This window comes from Streptomyces sp. SM11, assembly GCF_002910905.1.
Lineage (GTDB): Bacteria > Actinomycetota > Actinomycetes > Streptomycetales > Streptomycetaceae > Streptomyces.
In genome coordinates this window covers 65,093-89,183 of record NZ_NEUE01000300.1, presented here as the reverse complement: position 1 = coordinate 89,183, position 24,091 = coordinate 65,093, and the positions used below count along the sequence as shown (strand labels likewise).

At 72.0% G+C, this 24,091-nt stretch carries 29 protein-coding genes and 1 pseudogene; 16 read left to right on the top strand and 14 right to left on the bottom strand.

All coding sequences use genetic code 11. The features are described from left to right. Window positions 1–8: 8 nt before the first annotated feature. Together B9S58_RS34500 and B9S58_RS34495 are read right to left on the bottom strand one after the other, a co-directional pair. A complete protein-coding gene (locus B9S58_RS34500) occupies window positions 9–218 on the bottom strand; it encodes a DUF1918 domain-containing protein (RefSeq protein WP_103535812.1) in 210 nt (69 codons plus the stop codon). A 47-nt stretch (window positions 219–265) separates the two neighbouring features. Beyond that, complete coding sequence (locus B9S58_RS34495; protein ID WP_374935733.1) at window positions 266–1,138, bottom strand: DMT family transporter; 873 nt, start codon at window positions 1,136–1,138, stop codon at window positions 266–268. A gap of 1 nt (window position 1,139) precedes the next feature. On the opposite strand from B9S58_RS34495, the gene B9S58_RS34490 reads away from it, so the two are divergent. From B9S58_RS34490 to B9S58_RS34465, 5 genes are all read left to right on the top strand, one after another. Continuing rightward, a complete protein-coding gene (locus B9S58_RS34490) occupies window positions 1,140–2,747 on the top strand; it encodes a PLP-dependent aminotransferase family protein (RefSeq protein WP_374935735.1) in 1,608 nt (535 codons plus the stop codon). 395 nt (window positions 2,748–3,142) lie between these two features. Beyond that, a complete protein-coding gene (locus B9S58_RS34480) occupies window positions 3,143–3,718 on the top strand; it encodes a histidine phosphatase family protein (RefSeq protein ID WP_103535808.1) in 576 nt (191 codons plus the stop codon). 125 nt (window positions 3,719–3,843) lie between these two features. Further along, a complete protein-coding gene (locus tag B9S58_RS34475; RefSeq protein ID WP_103535832.1) occupies window positions 3,844–5,013 on the top strand; it encodes a serine hydrolase domain-containing protein in 1,170 nt (389 codons plus the stop codon). A gap of 74 nt (window positions 5,014–5,087) precedes the next feature. Further along, entirely contained in the window at window positions 5,088–5,585 is a 498-nt protein-coding gene (locus B9S58_RS34470; RefSeq protein ID WP_103535807.1) for a peptidylprolyl isomerase, read from the top strand. Between the two features lie 160 nt (window positions 5,586–5,745). After that, window positions 5,746–6,285 carry a hypothetical protein gene (locus B9S58_RS34465; protein ID WP_103535806.1) on the top strand — a complete coding sequence of 180 codons (540 nt, stop codon included), beginning with the start codon at window positions 5,746–5,748 and terminating at the stop codon, window positions 6,283–6,285. 60 nt (window positions 6,286–6,345) lie between these two features. Here B9S58_RS34465 and B9S58_RS34460 read toward each other — a convergent pair whose 3' ends face one another. Then, window positions 6,346–6,768: a DUF5997 family protein gene (locus B9S58_RS34460; protein ID WP_103535805.1), complete on the bottom strand. Its 423-nt coding sequence runs from the start codon at window positions 6,766–6,768 to the stop codon at window positions 6,346–6,348. A gap of 58 nt (window positions 6,769–6,826) precedes the next feature. Between B9S58_RS34460 and B9S58_RS34455 the strand changes: the two genes are divergently transcribed. Both B9S58_RS34455 and B9S58_RS34450 read left to right on the top strand, forming a co-directional pair. Next, entirely contained in the window at window positions 6,827–7,612 is a 786-nt protein-coding gene (locus B9S58_RS34455; protein WP_103535804.1) for a LysR family substrate-binding domain-containing protein, read from the top strand. Window positions 7,613–7,730: 118 nt separating this feature from the next. Further along, entirely contained in the window at window positions 7,731–9,089 is a 1,359-nt protein-coding gene (locus B9S58_RS34450) for a glycosyltransferase family 39 protein (protein WP_103535831.1), read from the top strand. A 38-nt stretch (window positions 9,090–9,127) separates the two neighbouring features. Here the strand turns inward: B9S58_RS34450 and B9S58_RS37670 are convergent. The 3 genes and pseudogenes from B9S58_RS37670 to B9S58_RS34435 form a co-directional block, all read right to left on the bottom strand. Next, window positions 9,128–9,300: pseudogene (locus B9S58_RS37670) on the bottom strand (HEAT repeat domain-containing protein); the annotation flags it as partial. A gap of 86 nt (window positions 9,301–9,386) precedes the next feature. Next, complete coding sequence (locus B9S58_RS34440) at window positions 9,387–9,995, bottom strand: GPP34 family phosphoprotein (RefSeq protein ID WP_103535802.1); 609 nt, start codon at window positions 9,993–9,995, stop codon at window positions 9,387–9,389. 112 nt (window positions 9,996–10,107) lie between these two features. Continuing rightward, complete coding sequence (locus tag B9S58_RS34435; protein ID WP_103535801.1) at window positions 10,108–10,839, bottom strand: SMI1/KNR4 family protein; 732 nt, start codon at window positions 10,837–10,839, stop codon at window positions 10,108–10,110. A gap of 41 nt (window positions 10,840–10,880) precedes the next feature. Between B9S58_RS34435 and B9S58_RS34430 the strand changes: the two genes are divergently transcribed. After that, complete coding sequence (locus tag B9S58_RS34430; RefSeq protein ID WP_103535800.1) at window positions 10,881–11,210, top strand: deoxyxylulose-5-phosphate synthase; 330 nt, start codon at window positions 10,881–10,883, stop codon at window positions 11,208–11,210. On the opposite strand, the gene B9S58_RS34425 is transcribed toward B9S58_RS34430, so the two are convergent. Continuing rightward, window positions 11,197–11,460 (bottom strand): hypothetical protein, encoded by a 264-nt coding sequence (locus B9S58_RS34425; RefSeq protein WP_103535799.1) that lies wholly within the window; start codon window positions 11,458–11,460, stop codon window positions 11,197–11,199. The genes B9S58_RS34430 and B9S58_RS34425 overlap by 14 nt on opposite strands. A gap of 191 nt (window positions 11,461–11,651) precedes the next feature. Here B9S58_RS34425 and B9S58_RS34420 point away from each other — a divergent pair, with 191 nt between their 5' ends. Further along, window positions 11,652–11,996: a hypothetical protein gene (locus tag B9S58_RS34420; protein WP_103535798.1), complete on the top strand. Its 345-nt coding sequence runs from the start codon at window positions 11,652–11,654 to the stop codon at window positions 11,994–11,996. Between the two features lie 208 nt (window positions 11,997–12,204). On the opposite strand, the gene B9S58_RS34415 is transcribed toward B9S58_RS34420, so the two are convergent. The 4 genes from B9S58_RS34415 to B9S58_RS34405 are packed head-to-tail and all read right to left on the bottom strand — an operon-like array spanning window position 12,205 to window position 14,910. Next, complete coding sequence (locus tag B9S58_RS34415; RefSeq protein WP_258045202.1) at window positions 12,205–13,263, bottom strand: ArsO family NAD(P)H-dependent flavin-containing monooxygenase; 1,059 nt, start codon at window positions 13,261–13,263, stop codon at window positions 12,205–12,207. Further along, complete coding sequence (locus B9S58_RS40375) at window positions 13,260–13,481, bottom strand: DUF2180 family protein (RefSeq protein WP_374935732.1); 222 nt, start codon at window positions 13,479–13,481, stop codon at window positions 13,260–13,262. The genes B9S58_RS34415 and B9S58_RS40375 overlap by 4 nt, the downstream gene beginning before the upstream one ends. Next, entirely contained in the window at window positions 13,481–14,605 is a 1,125-nt protein-coding gene (gene arsB / locus B9S58_RS34410; protein ID WP_103535796.1) for an ACR3 family arsenite efflux transporter, read from the bottom strand. The genes B9S58_RS40375 and arsB overlap by 1 nt, the downstream gene beginning before the upstream one ends. After that, entirely contained in the window at window positions 14,602–14,910 is a 309-nt protein-coding gene (locus B9S58_RS34405) for a helix-turn-helix transcriptional regulator (protein WP_103535795.1), read from the bottom strand. The genes arsB and B9S58_RS34405 overlap by 4 nt, the downstream gene beginning before the upstream one ends. 93 nt (window positions 14,911–15,003) lie before the next feature. Here B9S58_RS34405 and B9S58_RS34400 point away from each other — a divergent pair, with 93 nt between their 5' ends. Further along, on the top strand, window positions 15,004–15,417 hold the full coding sequence (locus B9S58_RS34400) for an arsenate reductase ArsC (protein ID WP_103535794.1): 414 nt from the start codon (window positions 15,004–15,006) through the stop codon (window positions 15,415–15,417). Next, a complete protein-coding gene (gene trxB / locus B9S58_RS34395; protein WP_103535793.1) occupies window positions 15,414–16,391 on the top strand; it encodes a thioredoxin-disulfide reductase in 978 nt (325 codons plus the stop codon). The genes B9S58_RS34400 and trxB overlap by 4 nt, the downstream gene beginning before the upstream one ends. Before the next feature lie 290 nt (window positions 16,392–16,681). Here trxB and B9S58_RS34390 read toward each other — a convergent pair whose 3' ends face one another. Beyond that, the gene (locus tag B9S58_RS34390; RefSeq protein WP_103535792.1) at window positions 16,682–17,494 is read right to left on the bottom strand and encodes a hypothetical protein; all 813 of its coding nucleotides are present in this window, start codon (window positions 17,492–17,494) and stop codon (window positions 16,682–16,684) included. A gap of 265 nt (window positions 17,495–17,759) precedes the next feature. Then, on the bottom strand, window positions 17,760–17,921 hold the full coding sequence (locus B9S58_RS34385) for a hypothetical protein (RefSeq protein WP_181009553.1): 162 nt from the start codon (window positions 17,919–17,921) through the stop codon (window positions 17,760–17,762). A gap of 428 nt (window positions 17,922–18,349) precedes the next feature. Between B9S58_RS34385 and argC the strand changes: the two genes are divergently transcribed. Genes argC through B9S58_RS34360 form a run of 5 tightly spaced genes read left to right on the top strand, consistent with a single transcriptional unit; the run spans window position 18,350 to window position 23,219 of the window. Beyond that, entirely contained in the window at window positions 18,350–19,378 is a 1,029-nt protein-coding gene (gene argC / locus B9S58_RS34380; protein ID WP_103535791.1) for an N-acetyl-gamma-glutamyl-phosphate reductase, read from the top strand. Further along, the gene (argJ, locus tag B9S58_RS34375; protein WP_103535790.1) at window positions 19,375–20,529 is read left to right on the top strand and encodes a bifunctional glutamate N-acetyltransferase/amino-acid acetyltransferase ArgJ; all 1,155 of its coding nucleotides are present in this window, start codon (window positions 19,375–19,377) and stop codon (window positions 20,527–20,529) included. Before argC ends, argJ begins: the two co-directional genes overlap by 4 nt. Beyond that, window positions 20,526–21,464, top strand: coding sequence for an acetylglutamate kinase (gene argB / locus B9S58_RS34370; RefSeq protein ID WP_103535789.1), 939 nt, complete (start codon window positions 20,526–20,528; stop codon window positions 21,462–21,464). The genes argJ and argB overlap by 4 nt, the downstream gene beginning before the upstream one ends. Further along, the gene (locus tag B9S58_RS34365) at window positions 21,461–22,657 is read left to right on the top strand and encodes an acetylornithine transaminase (RefSeq protein ID WP_103535788.1); all 1,197 of its coding nucleotides are present in this window, start codon (window positions 21,461–21,463) and stop codon (window positions 22,655–22,657) included. Before argB ends, B9S58_RS34365 begins: the two co-directional genes overlap by 4 nt. 25 nt (window positions 22,658–22,682) lie before the next feature. Continuing rightward, window positions 22,683–23,219 (top strand): arginine repressor, encoded by a 537-nt coding sequence (locus B9S58_RS34360; protein ID WP_019764598.1) that lies wholly within the window; start codon window positions 22,683–22,685, stop codon window positions 23,217–23,219. 132 nt (window positions 23,220–23,351) lie between these two features. On the opposite strand, the gene B9S58_RS34355 is transcribed toward B9S58_RS34360, so the two are convergent. Beyond that, window positions 23,352–24,059 carry a L,D-transpeptidase gene (locus tag B9S58_RS34355; protein WP_103535830.1) on the bottom strand — a complete coding sequence of 236 codons (708 nt, stop codon included), beginning with the start codon at window positions 24,057–24,059 and terminating at the stop codon, window positions 23,352–23,354. Window positions 24,060–24,091 lie beyond the last annotated feature (32 nt).

The following is a 24,091-nucleotide window of genomic DNA, read 5'->3' as shown; positions in this document are numbered from 1 at the left end:
GGCGCTCCCTACTGCGGCTGCCCGTCCTTCGGCGGTTCCATGTGCTGGACGACGCTGTCGGGGCCCGGTGACATCAGGTGTTCACGGCCGTCCTCGAAGCGGAGCCGGTACGGGGGAGCGCCCCCGTCGCCGAGCACTTCGATGATCTCTGCGACCCGGTCGTGCTGTCCCACGGTCCTGCCGTGCATCAGCAACCGGTCGCCCGTGTGTGCCTCCATCGGGAGCGACCTCCTCACAGGGGTGATGGTGATCCGTGTCGACAAGTCTATGACCGTACGGGCCGGGACACCCCCGCAGCGCGGCGACCGGCCCGCTGGGTGGCGGCGATGCAGACCAGCACGGCCACCGCCGCGACCGGAGCAGCGGCCGACATCTCCTCGCCGAGCAGGAGGAAGGACCATCCGAGCGTCAGCAGCGGCTGGGCGAGCTGGAGCTGACTGGCCCGGGCGACGCCGATCGCCGCCATGCCCCGGTACCAGACGTACAGTCCGAGGAAGGTCGATCCGGCGGCGACCCAGACCAGGCCGAGGACGCCGTGGGCGCTCAGGTGCACGGGTTCGAGCGGCAGGGCCACCAGGCTGCCCGCCACCGCGAGCGGCAGGCACAGGACCAGTGCCCAGCCGATCACCTGCCATCCCGGCATCACCCGGGCCAGCCTGCCTCCCTCGGTGTACCCGGCTGCGCACACGAGCAGCGCGCCGAACAGATACAGATCGCCGGAGGCGAGGGCCCCGCCGCTCTGCCGCACGGTGAAGGAGATCACCACGGCCGCCCCGGCGAGGGCCGCGATCCAGAACGTGCGCGAGGGCTGCTCACCGGTGCGCAGGGACCCCAGTACCGCCGTGGTCAGCGGCAGCAGGCCCACGACCACGGCCGCGTGCGAGGTGGTGGACGTCTGCAGGGCCAGCGTCGTCAGCAGCGGGAAGCCCACCACCACCCCGCCCCCGACGACCGCGAGCCCGGCCCAGTGCCGGCGCTGGGGCAGCGGCACCCGTGCGGCCAGCAGCACACCGCCCGCGATCAGGGCGGCGAGCACGCTGCGCAGAGCGACCAGGGACCAGGGGCCGAAGCTTTCCAGACCCCAGGCCGTGGCGGGGAAGGTGAGCGAGAACGCCACGACGCCGAGCCCGGCGAGCACGGTGCCGCCCCGGCCGGCCGAGGGTGCCGGTGCGGGACCGCTCGCCGACCCGCTCCCGGCCGCCTTACGGGTGATCGCCGAAGCGGCCTGCGGGGTGGCCGCCGGATCGCCGACCGCTATCGATGAAGGATGGGTAGCGCTATTCTCTACTCTCATGCAAGAGCGTAGCAGCGTCGCCGAACTGGTCACTTCCCTGCGAATCGAACTCAACCGCTACTCGCCCGATGGAAAGCTGCCGTCCAGCCGTGCGCTCGTCGAACGGTTCCGGGTCAGCCCGGTCACCGTCTCCCGCGCCATCGCCCAGCTCGCCGCCGAGGGGCTCGTCGTCACCCGGCCCGGCTCCGGCGCCTTCCGGGCGCACCCGCGCGCCGCACTGCCCGCGCCGGGCGACACGTCCTGGCAGGAGGTGTCGCTGAGCGGCGACGGCGGACCCGAGGTGGTGCCCCGTACGGTCGACGCCTCCGGGGTGCTGGTCACCCTCGCCGCACCGCCGCCCGGCGTCATCGAGTTCAACGGCGGCTATCTCCACGCCTCGCTCCAGCCCGAGCGGGCGCTCTCCGCGGCCCTGGCCCGCGCGGGCCGCAGGCCGGGCGCCTGGGGCCGCCCCCCGACGGACGGACTGCCCGAACTGCGGTCCTGGTTCGCCCGCGAGATCGGCCCCGCCGTCTCCGGCACCGACGTCCTGATCACCGCGGGTGGCCAGAGCGCGCTGGCCACCGCGCTGCGCGCGCTCGCCCCGCCCGGCGCCCCGGTCCTCGTGGAGTCGCCCACCTACCCCGGGATGCTCGCCGCCGCCCGCGCCACCGGACTGCGCCCCGTCCCCGTGCCGATGGACGCCGACGGGGTCCGCCCCGAACTGCTCGCCGACGCGTTCCGGGCCACCGGCGCCCGGGTCTTCGTCACCCAGCCGCTCTTCCAGAACCCCACCGGGGCCACCCTCGCGCCCGCCCGCCGACCCGAGATCCTGGCCATCGCCCGTGCGGCCGGCGCGTTCGTGGTCGAGGACGACTTCGCCCGCAGGCTCGTCCACGACGACGCCGGACCGCTCCCCGCGCCGCTGGCCGCCGACGATCCCGACGGCGTCGTCGTCCACGTCTGCTCGCTGACCAAGGTCACCTCGCCCAGCCTCCGGGTCGGCGCGCTGGCCGCCCGTGGCCCGGTGCTGGAACGCCTGCGGGCCATCCAGGTCGTCGACAGCTTCTTCGTGCCCCGGCCGCTCCAGGAAGCCGCGCTGGAACTGGTCGGCTCCCCGTCCTGGGGCCGCCACCTGGCCGCCGTCGCCACCGAGCTGGGACACCGCCGTACGGTCATGGCGGCCGCCCTGAGCAGCGAACTGCCGGAACTCGCGCTGCCGCACCTACCGGCGGGCGGCGGCAGTCTCTGGCTCCGGCTCCCGGGCAGCGGCGCGGGAACGGGCACCGACGAGCCGGCCGTCGTCTCGGCCGCCCTGCGCGCCTCGGTCGCCATCGCCCCCGGCCGCCCCTACTTCTGCGCCGAACCCCCGGCCGGACACGTCCGCCTGAGCTTCGCCGCGGTGTCCGGAGCGGCCGAGATCGCGGAGGGCCTCCGCCGCCTCCGTACCGCCTTCGACAGCCTCCTGGGTAGCTAGGGCCTCTCGTTCGGATCATGTCGGGCTCGCGGGGTCCGGCACGCGCATCTGCGGCGTTGTCGTCAGTCGCCAATGCTCCGCAGTGACTCCCTCCTCCGCCTTGCAGCTGCACGCACCAGACCCCGCTCCCTGATCCGACCTGATCCAAACGAAAGACCCCAGGCCTCTCGTTCGGATCATGCCCGGCTCGCGGGGGCCGGCACGCGCATCTGCGGCGTTGTCGTCAGTCGCCAATGCTCCGCAGTGACTCCCTCCTCCGCCTTGCAGCTGCACGCACCGGACCCCGCTCCCTGATCCGACCTGATCCAAACGAAAGACCCCAGGCCTCTCGTTCGGATCATGCCCGGCTCGCGCGACCCCTTGACCAAACGGGCGTTCGGCCCCACGATCCCGCCATGACGCTTCGGGTCTCCCTGGTCGCAGCGGCACGCAGCTCCTCCCGGCTGGCCGAACGCTTCGACGACGACCGGCCGCTCGATCAGGCCGGCTGGCACGAGGTGCAGCTCGTCGCCCACACGCTCGTCCCGCTCGCAGCCGCCGAGCTGCGCTACTGCTCGCCCACTCCGCGCAGCCGCGCCACCGGGGACGCCCTCGGCTTCGCGCCGATGGCGCAACCGGCCCTGCGTGACTGTGACATGGGCCGCTGGCGGGGGCTGACCCTGGGCGAGGTCACCGCCCGGGAACCGGCCGCCGTGGACCGCTGGCTCGCCGACCCGGGCAGCGCCCCGCACGGCGGCGAGTCGATGCTCGGCTTCATCGGGAGGGTGGGCGGCTGGCTGGACACCCGCCCGGCAGCCGACGGCCTCGTCGTCGCGGTCGCCGAACCCGACGTGATCCGGGCGGCCCTCGTCTACGCCCTGAACGCCCCGCCGTCCGCGTACTGGAACGTCGACGTCCGTCCGCTCTCCACCATCACGCTGACCGGCCTGCCGGGCCGCTGGAGCCTGAGCCTGGAGGCGGGCATCCGCTGACCAGGGAGGGGCCGGTGGCCCCGAACCTCTGGCGCCACGGCCTCTTCCGTCCGGTCCGACCAGTCGGTACGTTGCGGGGCATCCGGTTCTGCCGCCGGACCCGCGCCCGCGACGAGAGAGGTCCCGTGCCGCAGATCCACGGCCACTGCGACGACCGGTACGCCGGGGTCCGGGACGCCTTCGGGGAGAACTTCACGGACCGCGGCGAACTGGGCGCGGCGGTGACCGTCCTGGTCGACGGCGAACCGGTGGTGGACCTCTGGGGCGGCTGGGCCGACGCGGCCCGCACCCGCCCCTGGGAGCGGGACACCCTGGTCAACGTCTGGTCCACCGGAAAGGGCCCGACCGCGCTCTGCGCCCATGTCCTGGCCGACCGGGGCCTGCTCGACCTCGACGCCCCGGTCGCCGCGTACTGGCCGGAGTTCGCCGCGAGCGGCAAGGAATCCGTCCTCTTACGCCACCTCCTCTCGCACCGCTCCGGAGTGGCCGGACCCGACACCCCGCTCACCCTGGACGAGCTGTACGACTGGGAGGCGGCCTGCGCCCGGCTCGCCGCCACCGCACCCTGGTGGGAGCCGGGCACCCGCTCCGGCTACCACGCGATCAGTTACGGATTCCTCGTCGGCGAAGTGGTCCGCCGGATCGCCGGGCTGCGGCCCGGGGCGTTCCTCCGGCAGGAGATCACGGGCCCGCTGGGCATCGACTTCACCTTCGGCCTCCCGGAGAGCGAGACCCACCGGCTCGCCGAACTCGTCCAGGAACGCCCCGACCGGGCCGCCCAGGCGGCCCTCCTGGGCCGGATGACTCCGGTCGCCGTCGCCTCCCTGCTCAACCCGCCCACCGGCCGGGCCGCCGCCAACACCCCCGCTTGGCGGGCCGCGGAGATCCCCGCCGCCAATGGGCACGGCACCGCCCGCGCGGTCGCCGCGCTCTACGGGATCCTGGCCGGACGCGGCAGCCTCGACGGCCGCCGGATCCTTTCCGAGAAGGCCGCCGTCCGCGTCGGCGAAGGGCAGGGAGCCTGTCGCGACCTCGTACTCGGCGACGGCTTCGTACTCGAGACGGAGATCGGCCTCGGACTCTGGCTGAGCGGTGCGAACCGCTCGTACGGTCCCGACCCGCGCGCGCTCGGCCACGACGGCGCGGGCGGTTCCTGCGGCCTGGCCGACCCGGATGCCGGAATCGCCCTCGGATACGTCATGAACCGGATGGGCCCCCGGCTCGCCGACGACCCGCGCAAGACGGCCCTGGTGAACGCCGTCTACGCGGCCCACGGGGAGACCGCCGGGAGGTGAGCGGAACAGGACGTCCGACGTGCCGACCCAACCCGGGTTTCACCTGCGGTTGCCAGGAATGTGAGGATGTCACCATGACAACCAAGGTCTACTTCGACATCACCATCGACGATGCGCCCGCAGGGCGGATCACGTTCAACCTGTTCGACGACGTCGTCCCCAAGACGGCGGAGAACTTCCGCGCGCTCGCCACCGGCGAGAAGGGCTTCGGCTACGCCGGCTCGTCCTTCCACCGCGTCATCACGGACTTCATGCTCCAGGGCGGCGACTTCACCCGCGGTGACGGCACCGGCGGCAAGAGCATCTACGGCGAGAAGTTCGCCGACGAGAACTTCAAGCTCAAGCACGACCGTGTCGGCCTGCTCTCGATGGCCAACGCCGGACCGAACACCAACGGTTCGCAGTTCTTCGTCACCACGGTGCTCACCCCGTGGCTGGACGGCAAGCACGTGGTCTTCGGCGAGGTCGCCGACGACGACAGCATGGCCCTGGTCCGCAAGATCGAGGCGCTGGGCTCCTCCAGCGGCAAGACCCGCGCCAAGGTGACCATCGCCGAGTCCGGCGCTCTCTGACCGGTCCGGCAGCCCGACGGGCCCGCGGCAGGGCCGTTCCACCGATGTGCGCGTCGGTGGGGCGGGCCGGCCGCGGGCCCGTGGCATGCGCCCGGCCGTTCTCCTGACACGCGCCCCGCGGTCGGGCAGAATTTGAGGTGTTCACGACTGGGGGGACGCGATGCGACGCACCGAAGCCGCACGAGAGCTCGGCGGATTCGTCCGTGAGCACCGCACCGACGGCAGCAGACGCCTGCGGCTGGCCGGGATCCTGCTGGTCGTGGGCGCTGTCGGCCTCGCCTTCGGCGTGCCCGTGACCATCGCCTCCGTCGGCACCACCGACGGCGCGCCCGAGCTGGCGGGCCTGCTGCTCGGGGTGGGGCTGGTCGGTCTTGGCCTCGGGGCGTGGCGTCTGACGCAGGCCCTGCGCACGCGGGAACAGTGCTTCGACGTCCACGAGCGGGGGCTGACCCACCGGGTCGCGGGCACCGCCACCCTGATTCCCTGGACGGACATCGTGCGGGTCGGGGCCGCTTCGGCAGGGGACGGACGCCCGATGGCCGAGGCCCGGGGAATGGGCTTCGGCTTCGCCATCGAACTACGCGGCGCGGGGAGTATCCGGGTGGACACGTTCACCGAGGACGCGCGGGAACTGGCCGCGACGATTCATCGCGCGGTCAGCCTGGGCGAGTTTCCGCAGGGCCGGGGACGCCGGCCCTGACGGGCCCGGGTCCCGCGGCGGAACCCGGGTGCTCCGACCGCCGGGCTGCTGATCGTCGGACTACTGGTCGCCGGACTGCTGGTTGTTGGTCTGCGCGGCCCGCTCGGCCCGCTCGGCGTTGCGCTCCTTGATACGAGCGGTCTCCTTGCGCACCTCGGCCTGCGTGGCGCGCTCCTTCCGGAGCCACTCGGGCATCTCGTCCTTCAGCGCGTCGATCTGCTCGGTGGTGAGCGCCTCGGTGACCCCGCCGCGGGCGAGCCCCGCGATGGAGATGCCGAGCTTCGCGGCGACGACCGGCCGCGGGTGCGGGCCGGTGCTGCGCAGCTCCACCAGCCAGGCGGGCGGGTCGGTCTGGAGGGCGTTGAGCTCGGTGCGGGAGACGGCACCCTCCTGGAAAACGGCGGGGGTGGCCTGGAGGTACACACCCAGCTTCTTCGCCGCCGTGGCGGGCTTCATGGTCTGGGCGGTCTTGTGCGACGTCATGGGTCCAGGGTATCGACCATGGGACATACCTCCGACCACCGACCGGTAGCCTGGTTCCGTGACAGGCTCGGACATCCCCTCATCCTTCAGGCTCGCGTACGTTCCCGGCGTGACGCCCACCAAGTGGGTGAGGGTCTGGCACGAGCGGCTGCCCCGCACCTCCCTGGAGCTCGTCCAGGCCACCGCAGCCGAGGCGCCGGAGCTGCTGGCGGGCGGCGGCGCCGACGCCGGTCTCGTACGGCTCCCCGTCGACCGGAACGTCCTGAGCGCGATCCCCCTCTATACCGAGACGACCGTCGTCGTGATCCCCAAGGATCATGTCGCGACCGCCGCGGACGAGGTCTCGCTCGCCGAGCTGGCCGACGAGATCGTGCTGCACCCGCTGGACGACCTCCTCGACTGGGAGACCCTGCCCGGCCGCCCCGCCATCGAGCGCCCGGCGACCACGGCGGACGCGATCGAGCTGGTGGCGGCGGGCGTGGGCGTCCTGCTCGTCCCGCAGTCCCTGGCCCGCCTCCACCACCGCAAGGACCTCACCTACCGACCGGTCCGGGGGGCCCCGGAGTCGCGTGTCGCGCTGTCCTGGCCCGAGGCGGAGGTCACCCCCGACCTGGTGGAGGAGTTCATCGGGATCGTCCGGGGCCGCACCGTCAACAGCACCCGTGGCCGCGCGGCCACCCCGCCACGCGCGGCGAAGGCCAAGGACAAGACCAAGGGCAAGCGGGCCGGTACGGGTGCCGGTTCGGGCAGTGCCCGGAACAAGCCCGCGGCGGGCAGGAAGCCCCAGTCGGGCGGCCGGGCCGGCGGCCGGAGCGGCAAGCGCGGGAAGCCGCAGGGCCGGTAGCGCACCGGGCCCGCCCCGGCCTCGTACGTGCCGTGTTCCGGAGCCGAACCGGAGCGCCACCCCACGGGGGTTCTCTCGTTGATGAGGCAACCGCCGTATGCAGGGGAGCGTCCGTCCGATGCCGAACATCCGCAGAACCCAGCACCTCGGCCTCATCGGGATGCTGCTCATCGCCGTGGCCTTCGCCGGACTCCAGCTGACGGCGGTCACCGGACGGGCCTCGCCCGATACGAAGAACTACCTCTCCTACGCCCTGAGTCTCCGTGGCGAGAGCCGTCCGGACGCGGGCCGGCTGGCCATCGGCTACTCCTGTGCCAGCGGGCAGCAGGCGCCCCTGGACTCCATCCCCTGGACCAGCAGGAAGGCCGCGGGCGAATCGGAGGAACAGTGCGTGCGCCGGCTGAACGGCTCGGTCGCGTACTGGTCCCGCCACGGCAACACCTCGGGGATGACCGCCCCGTTCGCCAACCAGCGGTTCATGGCCATCTTCGAGGCCAGGCCCGGCTATCCGCTGTTCCTGGTTCCCTTCGTGACCGCCTTCGGTCCCACCTGGGGCCTCTGGCTAGCCGGGCTCGTCGTCGCGCTGGCCGGAAGCGTCTGCGTCCTGCTCACCCTCCGTGTCGCGGGCGCTTCCCGGCGCGCAGGGCTGGCCGGGCAGGCCCTGTACCTCGCCCTGCCCACCGGTACCGTCGCCATGAACCCCCTGAGCGACGGGCTCTCCCTGGCGCTCGGCACGGCGGTCTTCCTCGGCTGCGTCCTGCTGCTGCGGGACCGGCCCCGTACCGGCACGGTGCTCGTCGCGGGCGGGTTCGCCCTGATGTTCCTCGTCCGCTACTCGCAGGCACTGCTGCTGGCGGCCGCTCTCGCCGGCGTCTTCCTGGCCTGGTCCGGGTGGCTCCGCCTGAAGGGGCGGCGGTCCATCCCCGTACTCCGGGCGGCCGGACTGTGCGGTGCGCTGGCGGCGCTCATCTACGCCGGGGCGCATCTCCTGTCCTGGCCCATGGGCCAGGACAGCGCCCAGGACCTGCTGACCCACCACTACCAGCGCCCCGACCGGCCCGACCCGTGGCCCGAGTTCTTCGCCCAGGAGCGGGTCTTCTGGACGGCGTGGCTCAGGCGCCAGGCCACCTACCCGGTCCTTCCCGTCCTGCTCGCGCTCTCGGCCCGGGCGCTGCTGAGACGGCGCTCCGTGGTACTGCCCGTCGCCCTGGCGGCAGGGGCGGCAGGCCTCCTCAACCAGGCGGGCCACCCGAACCTGGACCAGCTCCTCGGCTACCGCCTCATCGTGTTCGTCTGGCTGCTGCCCGCCCTGGCCGTTCCGCTGCTCCTGGACCGGCCACCGACCGGCCTCGCGTCACGGGATCCGGCGCGGCCCCCGGCACGGACGGAGGAGGCGGCCGACACGACGGCACACGCCGCACCGGCCCCCGTGGGCGACACCCCGGGCAAGGCCCGTCACCCCACGTCGCGCAGCTGAAGAACGTACGCCGCGGTCAGCGCGACGGCACGGTCCTCGTCGTGCAGCAAGGACTCGGGCTCGACCGCGCACCGCTCGACGAGCGCGCCGACGAAGCGCGGGTCCGGTGTCGAGCCGACCGCCAGAGCGGCTCGCAACCGCACCGACGCGCGGTCGTCCTCAAGCCCCCGCAGCGCTCGCACCGTGTCCGTGTCGTGTCCCGGACGTTCATCGGGACCACCTCCTCGGCAAGCAGCGAAGAGCTTGTCACCGTGTCAAGGTCATCCCTGCCGCGTGCCTCGGTCGGGGGGATCCGGCTCACGGTCCGCGCCAGACGTTGGCGAAGGCCGTGTTCTCGATGGTCCGCCGCTGGCGTACGGCCTCCAGCTCCATCACCGCCTCATGGACGGTGGCGACCACGGTCGTCACCGTCTCGTCGTCCAGGCGGGGCTCGTCGTCGCCGGACCGACCGCCGTCGATACCCACGGCCGATGCGAGGGCGGCCAGGACGGGTTCCCCCTCCTCCCGGCGGCCGACGGCCCGGCGGCGGCCGGGCGTATCGACCAGCTCCACGCGTTTCGGGCCGAACGGCAACCGGCCGCTTCTCTTCTGCGTGAGTTCGCCGTCCTCCTCCAGAGCGTCCTGGTAGGTGGCCGAGAGGTCCCGGCCGCGGCGCCACAGCCAGTCCTCGATCCGCTCGTGGGGCGGTCGCCGGGTGACCAGCGCGGCGGCCTCGCCGAGCAGCCGGTCGTCCGGCACCGACGACCCGCTCGGCACGATGAGGTCGCCGTCCACGGTGATGGCTCCCGTACCGACGAGATCGAGCAGCTCGGCTCCCGCGAGTGCGAGCGACAGGTCGCCCTGCCCCACGGTGTGCTCCGGTACTGGATCTATGGCGATGATGAACAGGTCTTTCGCCGTGGTCATGAACGGCTCCCCTCGGAGGCATCGACAAAGGCGGGCCCAACCGGACCGCCCCGGCCGGGAGCCGGTTCGGAGGCGAGGCGGACTGCTACGGCCAGTATCGCCTCCGGGCGGGTCAGCTCGCGGGGCCGAGGTCTCCGTCGAGAGGTGTCTGTGGGACCGGTGGCCGACCGTACAGGGCGAGGATCTCGTTGGCGATGGCCACGACGGGCAGGTGGTCCTGGTCCCGGACGCTGATGGCCGCGGCCTTGAGGGTGCGCGGAACGGTTCCCGCGTCCAGGAGGGCGCGCCATTCCCGCGCGCCGAGTTCCAGGAACTCCAGTCCGGTGAGCGCGGCGACCTCCAGGGGATCGGCCAGTGCGCCGGGCGTGGCGGTGAGCGTACGCAGCCGGGGCAGCCCGACGACCGGCGCGAGCGTGAACGGTGTGCCGTCCCGGACATCGATGGACAGAACTTCCAGGGCGGGATGGGCGGCGGCCCGGACGGACTCAAGGCGTCCGGCGCCGACCCCGGCCACGGCCGGAGGGCGGTCCGTGTGGAGGCCCCCGCGTTCCTTCCGCACCCGGCCCAGAACGACATCGGTGAGGGAGTCGGCCACGAGTTCGGCACCGAGGCTCTGTTCGTGATCGACCAGGATGATCTGGCCGAGATGTCCGGCCGGTCCGGGAGTCAGATCGACCGCGAACTCGTCGCCGCCGTTGCCTCCGAAGCCGATCCAGCCCGGCGAGCCGGCCAGACCCTGCACCGAGGCGCCGGGCGCGGTGCCGTCCGCACGCCGCGAGCCGAGGTTCCAGCCGGGGTGCCGGGCCCGCCGCGTCGATACGGTTGTCTGACGGGAGCCGAACAAGTCGGTGGCTGTCTCCCGGTGCGATCTCCAGGCTGAGCCCGGTGAGCCATGGGAAGACCTCGTACGTCTGCCTCTCCTGCCGGGTCTCGTTCAAGCAGCCCCACGACAGGGCGAGGCAGCGGAGCTGTCCGCACTGTGCGGAGCCGATGATCCACGCGGGATCGGCGTTCGCGGCACCGCGGCGGCGGGACGTCGCGGCACGGCGGGCCCTCGCTGTGCTGCTGAACGCAGGCGTGGGGTTTCACAAGAGCTGCTGCGGCGGCCCCGGATACCGTCCCCGAGGGCTGCGAGAGGCGCGCGAGCGGATGACGTACGCGCGGCGCAGCGGCACGCCGGCCGCCGAGACGCTCGTACGGTTCAACGTGCCGTAGCGACGAGAGTGCGGGGCCACGATCCGCGTTCCGGGGGCTCCGGGGTGTCGGGGTGGTAGCCGGTGAGGCGGTCCGCCACGGCTGCGACGAGCAGGGGCAGGGGCCGGACGACCGGGCCGCGCAGCGTGTTCAGCGCGAGCACCGGCCGCAGTCGCGCGGGGGCTGTGGCCTGCTGTGACCGGGCCGCGTGCGGGAGCTCACGGGACCGGGTCGCGACCGCCCCACCCTGCCCCGCCCGGCTGTGGATCATGGCCGGTCGCTTTGTGTGTCACCATGCGTACGCAAAGTCACTGCGCGGTTACTGCGCGGTCGCTTCGGTGGCCCGTGCGTCAGTGCGCCTGCGGAAACACGTACCCGTGTGTGGCCCCCACCCGCGACCGGTCCTGCCTGCCGGGAAGAGAGGGCCACGGCGACACCTCCACCACCAGAAGGATTTCACCCATGCGCTTTCGCTCCGCCCTCCCCGCCGTACTCGGTGCCGCGCTGCTTCTCGCCGCCGTCCCCTCCTCCGCCTCGGCCGCCGAGGGGCAGTTCCGCTACGACTACGTGACCGTCGAGGGATACGAGGCGACCGGCTTCCTGAACAGCCCGCCGAGCGGCCGGTGCATCGACCTTCCGGGCGTCGGCCAGGAGAACCCCGAGCCCGGACACTCCCCGAAGAACCGCACGGACGCCTGGGCGCAGGTCTTCACCGGCACCGACTGCGAGGGTGACTCCTTCCCTCTCCGCCCGCGCACCGGCGGGGCCTCGGAGCGGCTGAAGGTGCGTTCGGTCCTCTTCTTCTGATTCTTCTGACGTACCGGCGCCCTGTACGCCGTCGGCGCGGCCCTGTGCGGGGCCGCGCCGACGGAACGTCTGCTGGGACTCGGCGCCGTACTTGGCCGGCCTGGTCAACCAGGTGCTCACCTCGGGAACGGTTCGGCGGTGCCCGGTACTGAGCCGTCCTGGCGCGCCGGGTGGACAGCGCGGCCGTCGGGCACCCCCGAACCGGCCGTCAGCCCAGCAGGGCGGCGATCTCGCGGGCGGCGTCGCGGGCGGGGCGGCCGACGCCGATCAGTGTGGCCGAGGCGGGCCCGGTCCAGTCGCCGTAGCCCAGGAGGTGCAGGCGCGGTTCGTCGGTGGCCCGGGTTCCACGGGTGGCGATGTGGCCGCGCCGGCCTCGAAGGCCCAGCGGGGCCAGGTGGGAGAGGGCGGGGCGGAAGCCGGTGCACCAGATCACCGACGCCGCCCGGGCCCGTGTTCCGTCCGGCCACTCCACACCGTCCTCGGTGAGGGCGGTGAACATCGGCTGGGCCTTGAGCAGGCCGGCGTCCCGTGCGGTGCGGACCGGCGGGACGGCGACGATGTCGCCCAGTGAGGCGACACCGCCGGTGTCGGTGAGCCCTTCGTCCAGGGCACGGCGCCGGGCGGTCGCGGCGTCGAACAGGGCGCGGCCGTCGATGTCGTCGGCGAGGAGGCGGGGCGGGCGCTGGGTGACCCACGTCAGGTCGATGCCGCCGTGTCCGGAGAGGTCCGCGGTGATCTGGGCGCCGGAGTTGCCGCCGCCGACCACGACGACGTGCTGTCCGGCGAAGTCGGAGGGCCGCCGGTAGCCGGTGGTGTGCAACTGGCGCCCGGTGAACGTCTCCTGGCCGGGGACGGCGGGCAGGAAGGGGCGCCACCAGGTGCCGGTCGCCGAGACCACCGCCCGCGCCGACCAGTGCCCGGCGTCCGTCTCCGCCCGAAGCCGTGTCCCGTCGCGGTGAACCGAGCGGACCGTGACCGGGCGGTGGACCGGCAGGCCGTAGCGCTGCTCGTAGTCGCTCAGGTAGCCGACCACATGGGCGGCACCGGGGTACTCCTGGCCGGGCTCCGGCGGCATGAGTCGCCCCGGCAGCGAGGAGAAGGCTGCCGGGGAGAACAGGCGCAGGGAGTTCCAGGTGTGCTGCCAGGCGCCGCCCGCGGTGCTCTGGGCGTCGAGGACGACGAAGTCGAGGTTCTGGCGGCGCAGGTGGTATCCGGCGGCGAGCCCTGCCTGCCCGCCGCCGATCACGACGACATCGGTGGTGGTCACCGGGTGCGTTCCGCTACGGCCGGGCTGTGGGCTTCGGCGCGGACCGGGCACCGCGGGGTGCGCTCCTGGTGTTCGCCGGGGGTGCCGATGTGGCTGCCGTGACGCACGCTTCGGGTCACCGTGCGGACGTGCTGTGCGCGGACCGCGGCCCCGCAGGTGTGGCATACGCCGACAGCGTTGCTGCCCCTTCCTTCGGCGTGGCATTCCAGGCAGTGCATCAGCTTTCCCTCCCGGGCGTGGTGACGGCGTCGGGGGCGAACTTCTTGCGCCAGGCGAGGGCGACGTAGACGAGGCCGATCAGCACGGGGACCTCGATGAGCGGCCCGACGACTCCGGAGAGGGCCTGTCCGGAGGTGACGCCGAAGGTGGCGATGGCGACGGCGATGGCGAGTTCGAAGTTGTTGCCGGCCGCGGTGAACGCGAGGGTGCTCGTACGGTCGTAGGCGAGGCCGAGGCTCTTGCCGAGGAGGAAGGACCCGAAGAACATGATCGCGAAGTAGACGAGAAGCGGCAGGGCGATCCGTACGACGTCGAGAGGCTGCGAGGTGATCGTCTTCCCCTGGAGGGCGAAGAGGATGACGATCGTGAACAGCAGGCCGTACAGGGCCCAGGGGCCGATCTTCGGCAGGAACTTCTGCTCGTAGGATTCGCGGCCCATCTTCTTCTCGCCGATGCGGCGGGTGAGGAACCCTGCGAGCAGGGGCACACCGAGGAAGACGACGACGTTCAGGGCGATGTGCCAGACGGGTACGTCCAGTCCTTGTCCGTCGCCGAGGCCGAGCCACTGGGGCAGCAGGTCGAGGTAGAACCAGCCCAGCACGCCGAAGACCAGGACCTGGAAGACCGAGTTCAGGGCGACGAGGACGGCTGCGGCCTCCCGGTCGCCGCAGGCGAGGTCGTTCCAGATGATGACCATGGCGATGCAGCGGGCGAGGCCCACGATGATCAGGCCGGTGCGGTACTCGGGCAGGTCCGGCAGGAAGATCCACGCCAGGGCGAACATGACCGCCGGGCCGACGAGCCAGTTGATGACCAGCGAGGACACCATCAGCTTGCGGTCGCCGGTGACCGTGTCGAGCCGGTCGTAGCGGACCTTGGCCAGCACCGGATACATCATCACCAGCAGACCCAGGGCGATCGGCAGCGAGATGCCGCCGACCTCGATCTTCGCGAGCGCGTCGTTCATCCCCGGAACGATGCGGCCCAGCCCCAGGCCGACGGCCATGGCGAGCAGGATCCACACGGCGAGGTAGCGGTCGAGGGTGGAGAGCTTCTTGACGATCGAGTCGTCGCCCCCGGCGTGCGGGGCGGTGCGGGTGGCGGTGGGCTCGGTGGAGGTCACGGACAGGCCCTCTTGTTCTCGGCGGCGGTGCGGGCGGACTCGGCGAGCTCAGCGAACTGCGCGGACACGGAGGCCAGAAGCTCGGGGCGCAGCTTGAAGTAGGTGAACCGGCCGCACGGCTCGGTCTCCACCAGCCCCGCCTCACGCAGGACCTTCATGTGGTTGGACAGATTCGTCTGCTTCGCACCGGTCTCCTCGACCAGATGCGACATGCAGAGCGTCTCCTGGGCCAGCAGGGTGACCACCTGCATGCGCAGCGGGTCACCCAGAACCCGAATCACGTCAGTGTCGACTGAAGTCATCATGCGCTGATACTCTCACATCACCGCTCGCTGATACCAGCGGGGGCTGAAGTTACTGGCGGAGTCGAGCTCCGCCGCGACAGGAGAACGATCACCATGGCCGACAAGCCGTCCGTCCTGTTCGTCTGCGTCCACAACGCCGGCCGCTCCCAGATGGCCGCCGCCTGGCTGACCCACCTGGCCGGGGGCCGCGTCGAGGTCCGCTCCGCGGGCTCGAATCCCGGCGACGCCGTCAACCCCGCCGCCGTCGAGGCGATGGCCGAGGCGGGGATCGACATCTCCGCCGAGACGCCGAAGGTCCTCACGGTCGACGCGGTCCGCGAGTCCGACGTCTGCATCACCATGGGCTGCGGCGACACCTGCCCCGTCTTCCCCGGCAAGCGCTACCTCGACTGGAAGCTGGAGGACCCCGCCGGCCAGGGCGTGGCCGCCGTCCGCCCGATCCGCGACGAGATCAAGACCCTCGTCGAGGATCTGATCGCGGAGATCGCGCCGGAGGCCACGGCGTGAGCGCGATACGCGATGTCGTCATCATCGGCTCCGGCCCCGCCGGATACACCGCCGCTCTCTACGCCGCCCGCGCCCAGCTGAAGCCCCTGCTGTTCGGCAGCAGCGTCTTTGTCGGCGGCTCCCTGACGACCACGACCGAGGTGGAGAACTTCCCCGGTTTCCCCGGCGGTGTCGACGGCCCCGATCTGATGAACCGGATGCGGGCCCAGGCCGAGAGGTTCGGCGCGGAGATGATCGACGACGACATCACCTTCGTCGACCTCGCCGGCCCGGTCAAGTTCCTCACCGACGCGTCCGGCACCGTCCACCGGGCGCGAACGGTGATCATCGCGACCGGCTCCGGCTACCGAAAGCTCGGCATCCCCGGCGAGGAGGAACTCTCCGGACGCGGGGTGTCCTGGTGCGCGACATGCGACGGCTTCTTCTTCAGGGGCCGCGACATCGTTGTGGTCGGCGGCGGCGACACCGCTATGGAGGAGGCCACCTTCCTCACCCGTTTCGCCAAGTCGGTGACCGTCGTCCACCGCCGCTCGGCTCTCCGTGCGTCCAAAGTGATGCAGGACCGGGCCTTCGGCGACGACAAGATCTCCTTCGCCTTCGACACCGAAGTCGCCGCCCTCAGGAAGGACGGCCCCATGCTCGGCGGCGTCGTACTGCGGGACGTCTTCACCGGAGCCGTCCGCGAGCTCGCTGTCACCGGGCTGTTCATCGCGATCGGCCACGACCCACGAACCGAACTCTTCCGAGGCCGGCTCGACCTGGACGATTCCGGATACCTCCAGGTGGCCTCACCTTCGACCCGCACGAACATCCCGGGCGTCTTCGGCGCGGGCGACGTCGTCGACCACACCTACCGGCAGGCCGTCACCGCCGCCGGCAGCGGTGCCTCGGCAGCCCTCGACGCCGAGCGCTATCTCGCCGCACTGAGTACTCCGGATCCCAGGGGCGAGTCGGAAGCCCTGCTCACGGCCTGACCTCTCATGCCGGCCCTCGACCGGCCACGCCGGCCGAACGTCGATCAGCAGCGCGGGCCCCGCGTCGGCGCCAGAAGGTCCGGAGTGTGCGGGTGCGTCCGGGCCGTCTCAGCGGTGACGGAGATCAGGGCGGCGCGGGTCATGGGCTCCTGCTCTTCGGCGGACCGCGTGGCGAAGGCGCTTCGCGCTGCGAGGGCACCCGGCACCGGCCGTCGCGGCCGCCATGCTCGACCCGTTGTGGGAACCCGAGGGCTGTCGTCGTGTGCCCGCCAGGGACTACGGGGCAGCCCTCAGCCGGCCGCGGCGGCATCGGCGTGCCGGGCCTCCATCGCGGCGATCACTCGCTGCCGGGCCAGCCGCCGGGCCTGCCTGAGCTTCGATTCGGCCAGCAGGAGGGGCACGAACCAGATCCAGCCCCACACACTGTAGGAAACAGCCCCGCTCAGCACCAGTGCCTTGTTGGTGGCGAGGACCAGCACAAAAGCAGTGACGTACGCGGCCGCCCGGTGGCGGACCATCAGCCGGAACGGGGCCCGCCACGGACCGGCCAGCAACTCCAGGGCGGCCGCGACCTCGGCGGCCCGCAGATCCTCCGGGTGGGCGGGCGCCTGGCCGCCCTGCTCCAGCGCTTCAGCGACATCAGCACTGTGGGACGTCAGGGCTGCTCGATCTGTCCTCGCGGCGGCCGTCCTCTCCCGTACGTCCTGCCAGTAGCCCCGCCCGGCCCAGCCGAGCGCGGCCTCCACCCGTGCAGCCTCGGGTGATCCCGCGGGCGCCAGCCCCGCGATCCGCTCCTTGAGCCGTTTCACCCGAGTGGCGCGCCCGGGGTACGTCCACGTGTCGGCCCGCAGACACAACTCCAGGTAGGAGACGAGCAGTCCGAGGTCGTCCGGCCACTGTGCGAGCCCGGTCTCGTAGGCCTGCTCCGCGTCGGCGTCGTGGTCGTCCTCGTCCTCCGCCGCGTGCGCGAGGCCGAGCCACCGGTAGAGCACCGGATCGGGTCCGAGCTCCTCCAGACCGGACTCCGCCACCTTCCGGACCTCCGTGAACCCGCCCACTGCGAAGAGCTCCTCGCAGCGGTCGGCGTATTCGTCAAGTGTCATGTTTCCCGCCCCAGTCGATCAGGAGATCCACTTTCAGCCAGGCGAACCCGCTGGTCAAGGCAGGCCGACACGGAACCGGGACTCAGCCCCAAGCGCAACGGCGAGGCTCCGACGGCCTTCGACTCGCTGGTCGAGATCTTGGAGGACGAAGCGCCCCCCGCTCTGCTGATCAGCTTCACGGTTGGGCACCACAGTCGTCGGTCGGCGCCGTGGAACGCTCAGTCCCACCAATGATGAGGCTGTTTTCTGCTCGGCGTCGCGGGCGCTACGCGGCGGCTTGCGGAGTCACCGTCGCGGGGTGGAACTGCTCGACGCGGTCGCGCCTGGTGTACATGCTCCAGTAGTCCGTTGCGAGGTCGTCCGGGTCGACGACCTTGAACTGCGGACCGTCGGCCGACTCGAAGGCGGCCTGAGCCGCGGCGGACACCTCGCCGCGGGCGATCAGGGGCGCGATGGTCAGGGCACCGACGTAGACACCCGGGCCGGCACGCCGTAGCAGGTGGTGAAGGCGTCGTCGGCGGTGACGGCGGCTCCGTGGCGGGCCCCAGCGGAGAGGTTAGCCGCCCAGGCTGCCCTCGGCGAGGATGCCGTACTTGTGTTGATGGGCGGCCATAGCGGTGCGATCACCGAGGTCACGGATGTCCTTCAAGGTCCCGCTCCGGGGCCGGTCACCGCAGCGGCCTTGAACGAGGTCCTCGACTGCGGGCCGACACCGGCGCTCCGACGGGCCAGCTCAAGCACCAAAGGGCCAACTCGGACGCTCGGTCTCGGTGCCGCTCCGACCGTCCCGGTAAGGAGTTTTGCATAAAACTGCGTCATTGCGTATAGTCATGCCATCGATCAGGAGGGTTACCGATGGTGGTACGAGCAGCAGTGGCAGGGGCGAGCGGATACGCTGGCGGGGAGCTGCTCCGCCTTCTGCTGGCACACCCGGAGGTCGAGATCGGCGCCCTCGCCGGGCACTCCAACGCCGGGCAGGCCCTCGGATCACTCCAGCCGCATCTGCGGCCCCTGGCCGACCGTGTGCTGGAGCCCACCACCGCCGAGGTCCTCGCCGGGCACGACGTCGTCTTCCTGGCGCTCCCGCACGGGCAGTCCGCCGCCGTCGCCGAGCAGCTCGGGGAGCAGGTCCTCGTCGTCGACATGGGGGCTGACTTCCGACTGAAGGACGCCGGTGACTGGGAGACGTTCTACGGGTCCCCGCACGCCGGGACCTGGCCCTACGGGCTGCCGGAGCTGCCGGGCGGACGGGCCGCGCTCGCCGGGTCGCGGCGGATCGCGGTGCCCGGGTGCTACCCGACCGCCGTGTCCCTCGCGCTCTTCCCCGCGTACGCGGCCTCCCTCGCCGAGCCGGAAGCCGTGATCGTCGCCGCGTCGGGCACCTCCGGTGCGGGCAAAGCGGTCAAGCCGCATCTGCTCGGCTCCGAGGTGATGGGCAACATGACCCCGTACGGCGTCGGCGGCGGGCACCGTCACACGCCCGAGATGATCCAGAACCTCAGCGCCGCCGCCGGCGAGCCGGTCACCGTCTCTTTCACGCCCACCCTCGCGCCCATGCCACGCGGCATCCTCGCCACGTGCAGCGCGAAGGCGAAGCCCGGCGTGAGCGCTCAGAGCCTGCGCGCGGTGTACGGGAAGGCGTTCGCGGACGAGCCGTTCGTGGACCTCCTGCCCGAGGGGCAGTGGCCCGCCACCGCCGCGGTGTACGGCTCCAACGCCGTACAGGTCCAGGTCGCCCACGACGAGGCCGCCGGACGGATCGTGGTCATCTGCGCCATCGACAATCTCGCCAAGGGCACCGCGGGCGGTGCCCTGCAGAGCATGAACATCGCCCTCGGACTTCCCGAGGACACAGGTCTTTCGACGATCGGAGTGGCACCGTGAGCGTCACGGCAGCACAGGGGTTCTCGGCGGCGGGCATCGCCGCGGGAATCAAGGACAGCGGGAACCCGGACCTGGCCCTCGTGGTCAACAACGGGCCGCGCCGCGCCGCCGCGGGCGTCTTCACCTCCAACCGTGTCAAGGCCGCCCCGGTGCTCTGGTCGGAGCAGGTCCTCAAGGGCGGTGAGGTCACCGCCGTCGTCCTCAACTCCGGTGGCGCCAACGCCTGTACGGGGCCCAAGGGCTTCCAGGACACCCACGCCACCGCCGAGAAGGCCGCCGAGGTGCTCGACGGCCACAGCGCCGGCGAGATCGCCGTCGCCTCCACCGGGCTCATCGGTCTCCTGCTTCCCATGGACAAACTGCTCCCCGGCATCGAGCAGGCCGCCGCAGCCCTCAGCGAGCACGGCGGTGAGAAGGCCGCCATCGCCATCAAGACCACCGACACCGTGCACAAGACGGCCGTCGCGGGCGGCGAGGGCTGGACCGTCGGCGGCATGGCCAAGGGCGCGGGCATGCTCGCCCCGGGCCTGGCCACCATGCTCGTCGTCCTCACCACCGACGCCGACGTCCCCGCACAGCAGCTGGACGCCGCACTGCGCGAGGCCACCCGCACCACCTTCGACCGGGTCGACTCCGACGGCTGCATGTCCACCAACGACACCGTGCTGCTGCTCGCCTCCGGCGCCAGTGGTATCTCCCCGGAACAGGCCGAGTTCGCCGAAGCCGTACGGACGGTCTGCGCGGACCTCGCCCGGCAGCTCATCGGCGACGCCGAAGGCGCGTCCAAGGACATCCGGATCGAGGTGATCAACGCGGCCACCGAGGACGACGCCGTCGAGGTCGGCCGGTCCATCGCCCGCAACAACCTCCTCAAGTGCGCGATCCACGGCGAGGACCCCAACTGGGGCCGTGTCCTCTCCGCCATCGGCACCACGAAGGCCGCCTTCGAGCCGGACCGGCTCAACGTCGCCATCAACGACGTCTGGGTCTGCAAGAGCGGCCAAGTGGGCGAGGACCGCGACCTCGTCGACATGCGCTACCGGGAAGTCAAGGTCACCGCCGACCTGGCCGCGGGCACCGAGTCGGCCGTCATCTGGGCCAACGACCTCACCGCGGACTACGTCCACGAGAACAGCGCGTACAGCTCATGAGCGCCGCGCGGAAGCACACCGCACTCCCGAAGGCGCAGATCCTCATCGAGGCGCTGCCCTGGCTGACCCGGCACCACGGCAGGACCGTCGTCATCAAGTTCGGCGGCAACGCCATGATCGACGAGGAGCTGAAGGCCGCCTTCGCCCAGGACGTCGTCTTCCTGCGGCACGCCGGCCTCAAGCCCGTCGTCGTGCACGGCGGGGGCCCCCAGATCAGCGCCCAGCTCGACAAGCAGGGCCTGGTCAGCGAGTTCAAGGCCGGGCTGCGGGTCACCACTCCCGAGGCGATGGACGTCGTCCGGATGGTGCTCGCCGGACAGGTCCAGCGCGAGCTCGTCGGCCTCCTCAACCAGCACGGCCCGCTCGCCGTCGGCATGACCGGCGAGGACGCCCACACCATCACCGCCACCCAGCACCGGCCCACCATCGACGGCGAGCTCGTCGACATCGGCCGGGTCGGCGAGATCACCGCCATCGACACCGGGGCCATCCAGGCGCTGCTGGACGACGGCCGCATCCCGGTCGTCTCCTCCATCGCCCGCTCCGCCGACGACCACCACGTCTACAACGTCAACGCCGACACCGCGGCCGCCGCGCTCGCCGCCGCCCTGAACGCCGAGACGCTGATGGTCCTCACCGATGTCGAGGGGCTGTACGAGGACTGGCCCAACAGCGACGACGTCATCAGCCGGCTCACCGCGAGCCAGCTGGAGAAGCTGCTGCCCGAGCTGTCCAGCGGCATGGTCCCCAAGATGCAGGGCTGCCTGCACGCCGTGCGCAACGGCGTCGAGACCGCCCGCGTCATCGACGGCCGGGTCCAGCACTCGATCCTGCTGGAGATCTTCACCGACGAGGGCATCGGCACGATGGTCGTGCCGGACGCCCCCATCGACGTACAGGCCGCCGACGGACACCAGCAGCAGGGGGCATCATGACCGGCACCGGACTCACCTCGCGGTGGCAGGGCGCGCTGATGGACAACTACGGCACGCCCCGCCTGCCGCTCGTCCACGGCGAAGGGGCGCATGTCTGGGACGAGGACGGCAACCGCTACCTCGACTTCGTCGGCGGCATCGCGGTCAACGCACTCGGCCACGCCCACCCCGCCGTCGTCGAGGCCGTCTCCACACAGATCGCCTCCCTCGGCCATGTATCGAACCTGTTCATCTCCGAGCCGCCCGTCGCGCTCGCCGAGCGGCTGCTCCAGCTCTTCGGCCGCCGCGGCCGGGTCTTCTTCGCCAATTCCGGCGCGGAGGCCAACGAGGCGGCCTTCAAGATCGGCCGGCTCACCGGGCGCACCCACATGGTCGCCACCGACGGCGGCTTCCACGGCCGGACGATGGGCGCGCTCGCCCTCACCGGTCAGCCGGGGAAGCAGGAGCCGTTCCGGCCGCTGCCCGGCGATGTCACGCATGTGCCGTACGGGGACGTGGACGCGCTGCGGGCCGCGGTGACCACCTACACCGCGCTGGTCGTCATCGAGCCGATCCAGGGCGAGAACGGTGTCGTCGTGCCGCCCAAGGGCTATCTGGAAGCCGCCCGGGAGATCACTCGGGCGACCGGCGCCCTGCTCGTCCTGGACGAGGTCCAGACCGGCATCGGCCGCTGCGGCCAGTGGTTCGAGCACCAGGCCCACCAAGGCGTCGAGCCCGACCTCGTCACTCTGGCCAAGGGCCTCGGCGGCGGTCTGCCGATCGGCGCGACCGTTGCCTTCGGCCCGGCCGCCGACCTGCTGAAGCCGGGTCACCACGGCACCACCTTCGGCGGCAACCCGGTCGCCTGCGCCGCCGGACTCGCCGTGATCGACACCCTCGCGGCCGACGGCGCGCTCGACAACGTCAAGCGGCTCGGGGAGAGGATCCGCGACGGCGTGGGGGCGCTGGGGCATCCGCTGGTCTCCCATGTCCGCGGCAGTGGCCTGCTGCTGGGTATCGTGCTCACCGGACCCCTCGCACCGCAGGTGCAGCAGGCGGCCCAGGGAGCCGGCCTCCTGGTGAACGCGCCCGCCCCCGATGTCGTACGGCTCATGCCGCCGCTGATCATCGGTGACGCGGAGGTGGACGCGTTCCTGGAGATCCTGCCGAGCGCTCTCGACGCGGCACACGGGGACGGACGATCCGGAGCATGACCATCCGGAGAATGAGGCGACGACGATGACCGAGGCGCAGGAAACCGAGCACGGCGGGCCGTCCGTGCCGCAGACCCGCACCGCCCGCCACCGCCGGATCGTGGACATCCTGAACCGGCAGCCGGTCCGCTCGCAGAGCCAGCTGGCCAAGCTCCTCGCCGACGACGGGCTGAGCGTCACCCAGGCGACGCTCTCCCGTGACCTCGACGAGCTGGGCGCGGTGAAGATCCGTAACACCGGCGGCGAGCTGATCTACGCGGTGCCCAGCGAGGGCGGATTCCGCACCCCGCAGGCGCCGCTGGGCGGCTCGGCCAAGGAGGAGCGGATGCGCCGGCTCTCGGCCGAACTGCTCATCTCGGCGGAGGCCTCGGCCAACCTCGTGGTGCTGCGCACCCCGCCGGGCGCGGCCCAGTTCCTCGCCTCGGCCATCGACCAGGCCGAACTGCACGACATCCTCGGCACCATCGCGGGTGACGACACGCTGATGCTCATCAGCCGCGACCCGAACGGCGGTCAGGCGCTCGCCGACCATCTGCTGAGGCTCGCTCAGAACGACCGCTGAATCTTTCGGTGGCACGCGCCGCCAGGGCGTGTCCGGCCGATCCCGGCCAGGTCCGCGGCGCCTGGTGCGGCGCATTGCGATGCACCGCACCGGACGTCGCGGCCTGTCCGGCCCCGACCCGCCGGACACTCCCTAGTAGCGCGTGATCGCGGTCGGGCCCGAACCGGTCCCGACCGCGATGTGCGGTTCGCGCTCCGGGTCCGCCCAGGCGAGGATCTCCGCCATCGCGTCCGCCGGGACCGAGACACAGCCGGCCGTCGCCCCGCGTCCGTTCACATGCAGGAAGATCCCCGCGCCCCGGCCGCGTACGGGACGGTCGTAGTTGAAGCCGATCACCAGCGCCCGGGCGTACTGCGTGCCGTAGGAGACCAGGTGCTCGGCCTCCGCCGCCCGGCAGTCAGCCGGACGTGGTTCCACCCAACGGTTGTACGCGCGCGAGGCGTTGTCCTGGCACCACCAGGAGTCCTCCGCCACCTCGCGGTACGGGTACATCGTGCCGGCCGGGGCGTCCTGGATGCCGAAGGCGTACGGCAGGTCGTACAGCCCGGTCGGCGTGGTGCTCGTGCCCTGCTCGCGGGTGGCGCCATCGGCCAGCCCGTTCGCCCCGAACCGCGCGGGTGCGGACCCGGCCTCCACCCACCGGACCCCGCGCCGCTCCCACCAGGTCACCGTGCCTGTCGTGGAGCCGCTGTCCGGGGCCTCGGCGGTGATCAGCTGGGAGCCGCCGCCCGTGTCCGCCAGCCGGTACGGCAGGGGAGGGCCATCGGCTCCGCCGGGCCCGGCCCCGAGGGAGCCGGCCAGGGCGAGGAGTACGGCGGCGGTCACCAGTGATCTGCGCATGTTCCGGACCGTACGGCGGCCGGCGGACACGC

Bases quoted from the DNA above. Each gene is read 5' to 3' on its own strand.
- B9S58_RS34500 (WP_103535812.1), bottom strand. From the start codon at position 218: ATGGAGGCACACACGGGCGACCGGTTGCTGATGCACGGCAGGACCGTG.
- B9S58_RS34480 (WP_103535808.1), top strand. From the start codon at position 3,143: ATGACGCTTCGGGTCTCCCTGGTCGCAGCGGCACGCAGCTCCTCCCGG.
- B9S58_RS34470 (WP_103535807.1), top strand. From the start codon at position 5,088: ATGACAACCAAGGTCTACTTCGACATCACCATCGACGATGCGCCCGCA.
- B9S58_RS34465 (WP_103535806.1), top strand. From the start codon at position 5,746: ATGCGACGCACCGAAGCCGCACGAGAGCTCGGCGGATTCGTCCGTGAG.
- B9S58_RS34460 (WP_103535805.1), bottom strand. From the start codon at position 6,768: ATGACGTCGCACAAGACCGCCCAGACCATGAAGCCCGCCACGGCGGCG.
- B9S58_RS34450 (WP_103535831.1), top strand. From the start codon at position 7,731: ATGCCGAACATCCGCAGAACCCAGCACCTCGGCCTCATCGGGATGCTG.
- B9S58_RS34440 (WP_103535802.1), bottom strand. From the start codon at position 9,995: ATGACCACGGCGAAAGACCTGTTCATCATCGCCATAGATCCAGTACCG.
- B9S58_RS34425 (WP_103535799.1), bottom strand. From the start codon at position 11,460: ATGATCCACAGCCGGGCGGGGCAGGGTGGGGCGGTCGCGACCCGGTCC.
- B9S58_RS34420 (WP_103535798.1), top strand. From the start codon at position 11,652: ATGCGCTTTCGCTCCGCCCTCCCCGCCGTACTCGGTGCCGCGCTGCTT.
- B9S58_RS40375 (WP_374935732.1), bottom strand. From the start codon at position 13,481: ATGCACTGCCTGGAATGCCACGCCGAAGGAAGGGGCAGCAACGCTGTC.
- B9S58_RS34405 (WP_103535795.1), bottom strand. From the start codon at position 14,910: ATGATGACTTCAGTCGACACTGACGTGATTCGGGTTCTGGGTGACCCG.
- B9S58_RS34400 (WP_103535794.1), top strand. From the start codon at position 15,004: ATGGCCGACAAGCCGTCCGTCCTGTTCGTCTGCGTCCACAACGCCGGC.
- B9S58_RS34390 (WP_103535792.1), bottom strand. From the start codon at position 17,494: ATGACACTTGACGAATACGCCGACCGCTGCGAGGAGCTCTTCGCAGTG.
- argC (WP_103535791.1), top strand. From the start codon at position 18,350: ATGGTGGTACGAGCAGCAGTGGCAGGGGCGAGCGGATACGCTGGCGGG.
- argB (WP_103535789.1), top strand. From the start codon at position 20,526: ATGAGCGCCGCGCGGAAGCACACCGCACTCCCGAAGGCGCAGATCCTC.
- B9S58_RS34365 (WP_103535788.1), top strand. From the start codon at position 21,461: ATGACCGGCACCGGACTCACCTCGCGGTGGCAGGGCGCGCTGATGGAC.
- B9S58_RS34360 (WP_019764598.1), top strand. From the start codon at position 22,683: ATGACCGAGGCGCAGGAAACCGAGCACGGCGGGCCGTCCGTGCCGCAG.
- B9S58_RS34355 (WP_103535830.1), bottom strand. From the start codon at position 24,059: ATGCGCAGATCACTGGTGACCGCCGCCGTACTCCTCGCCCTGGCCGGC.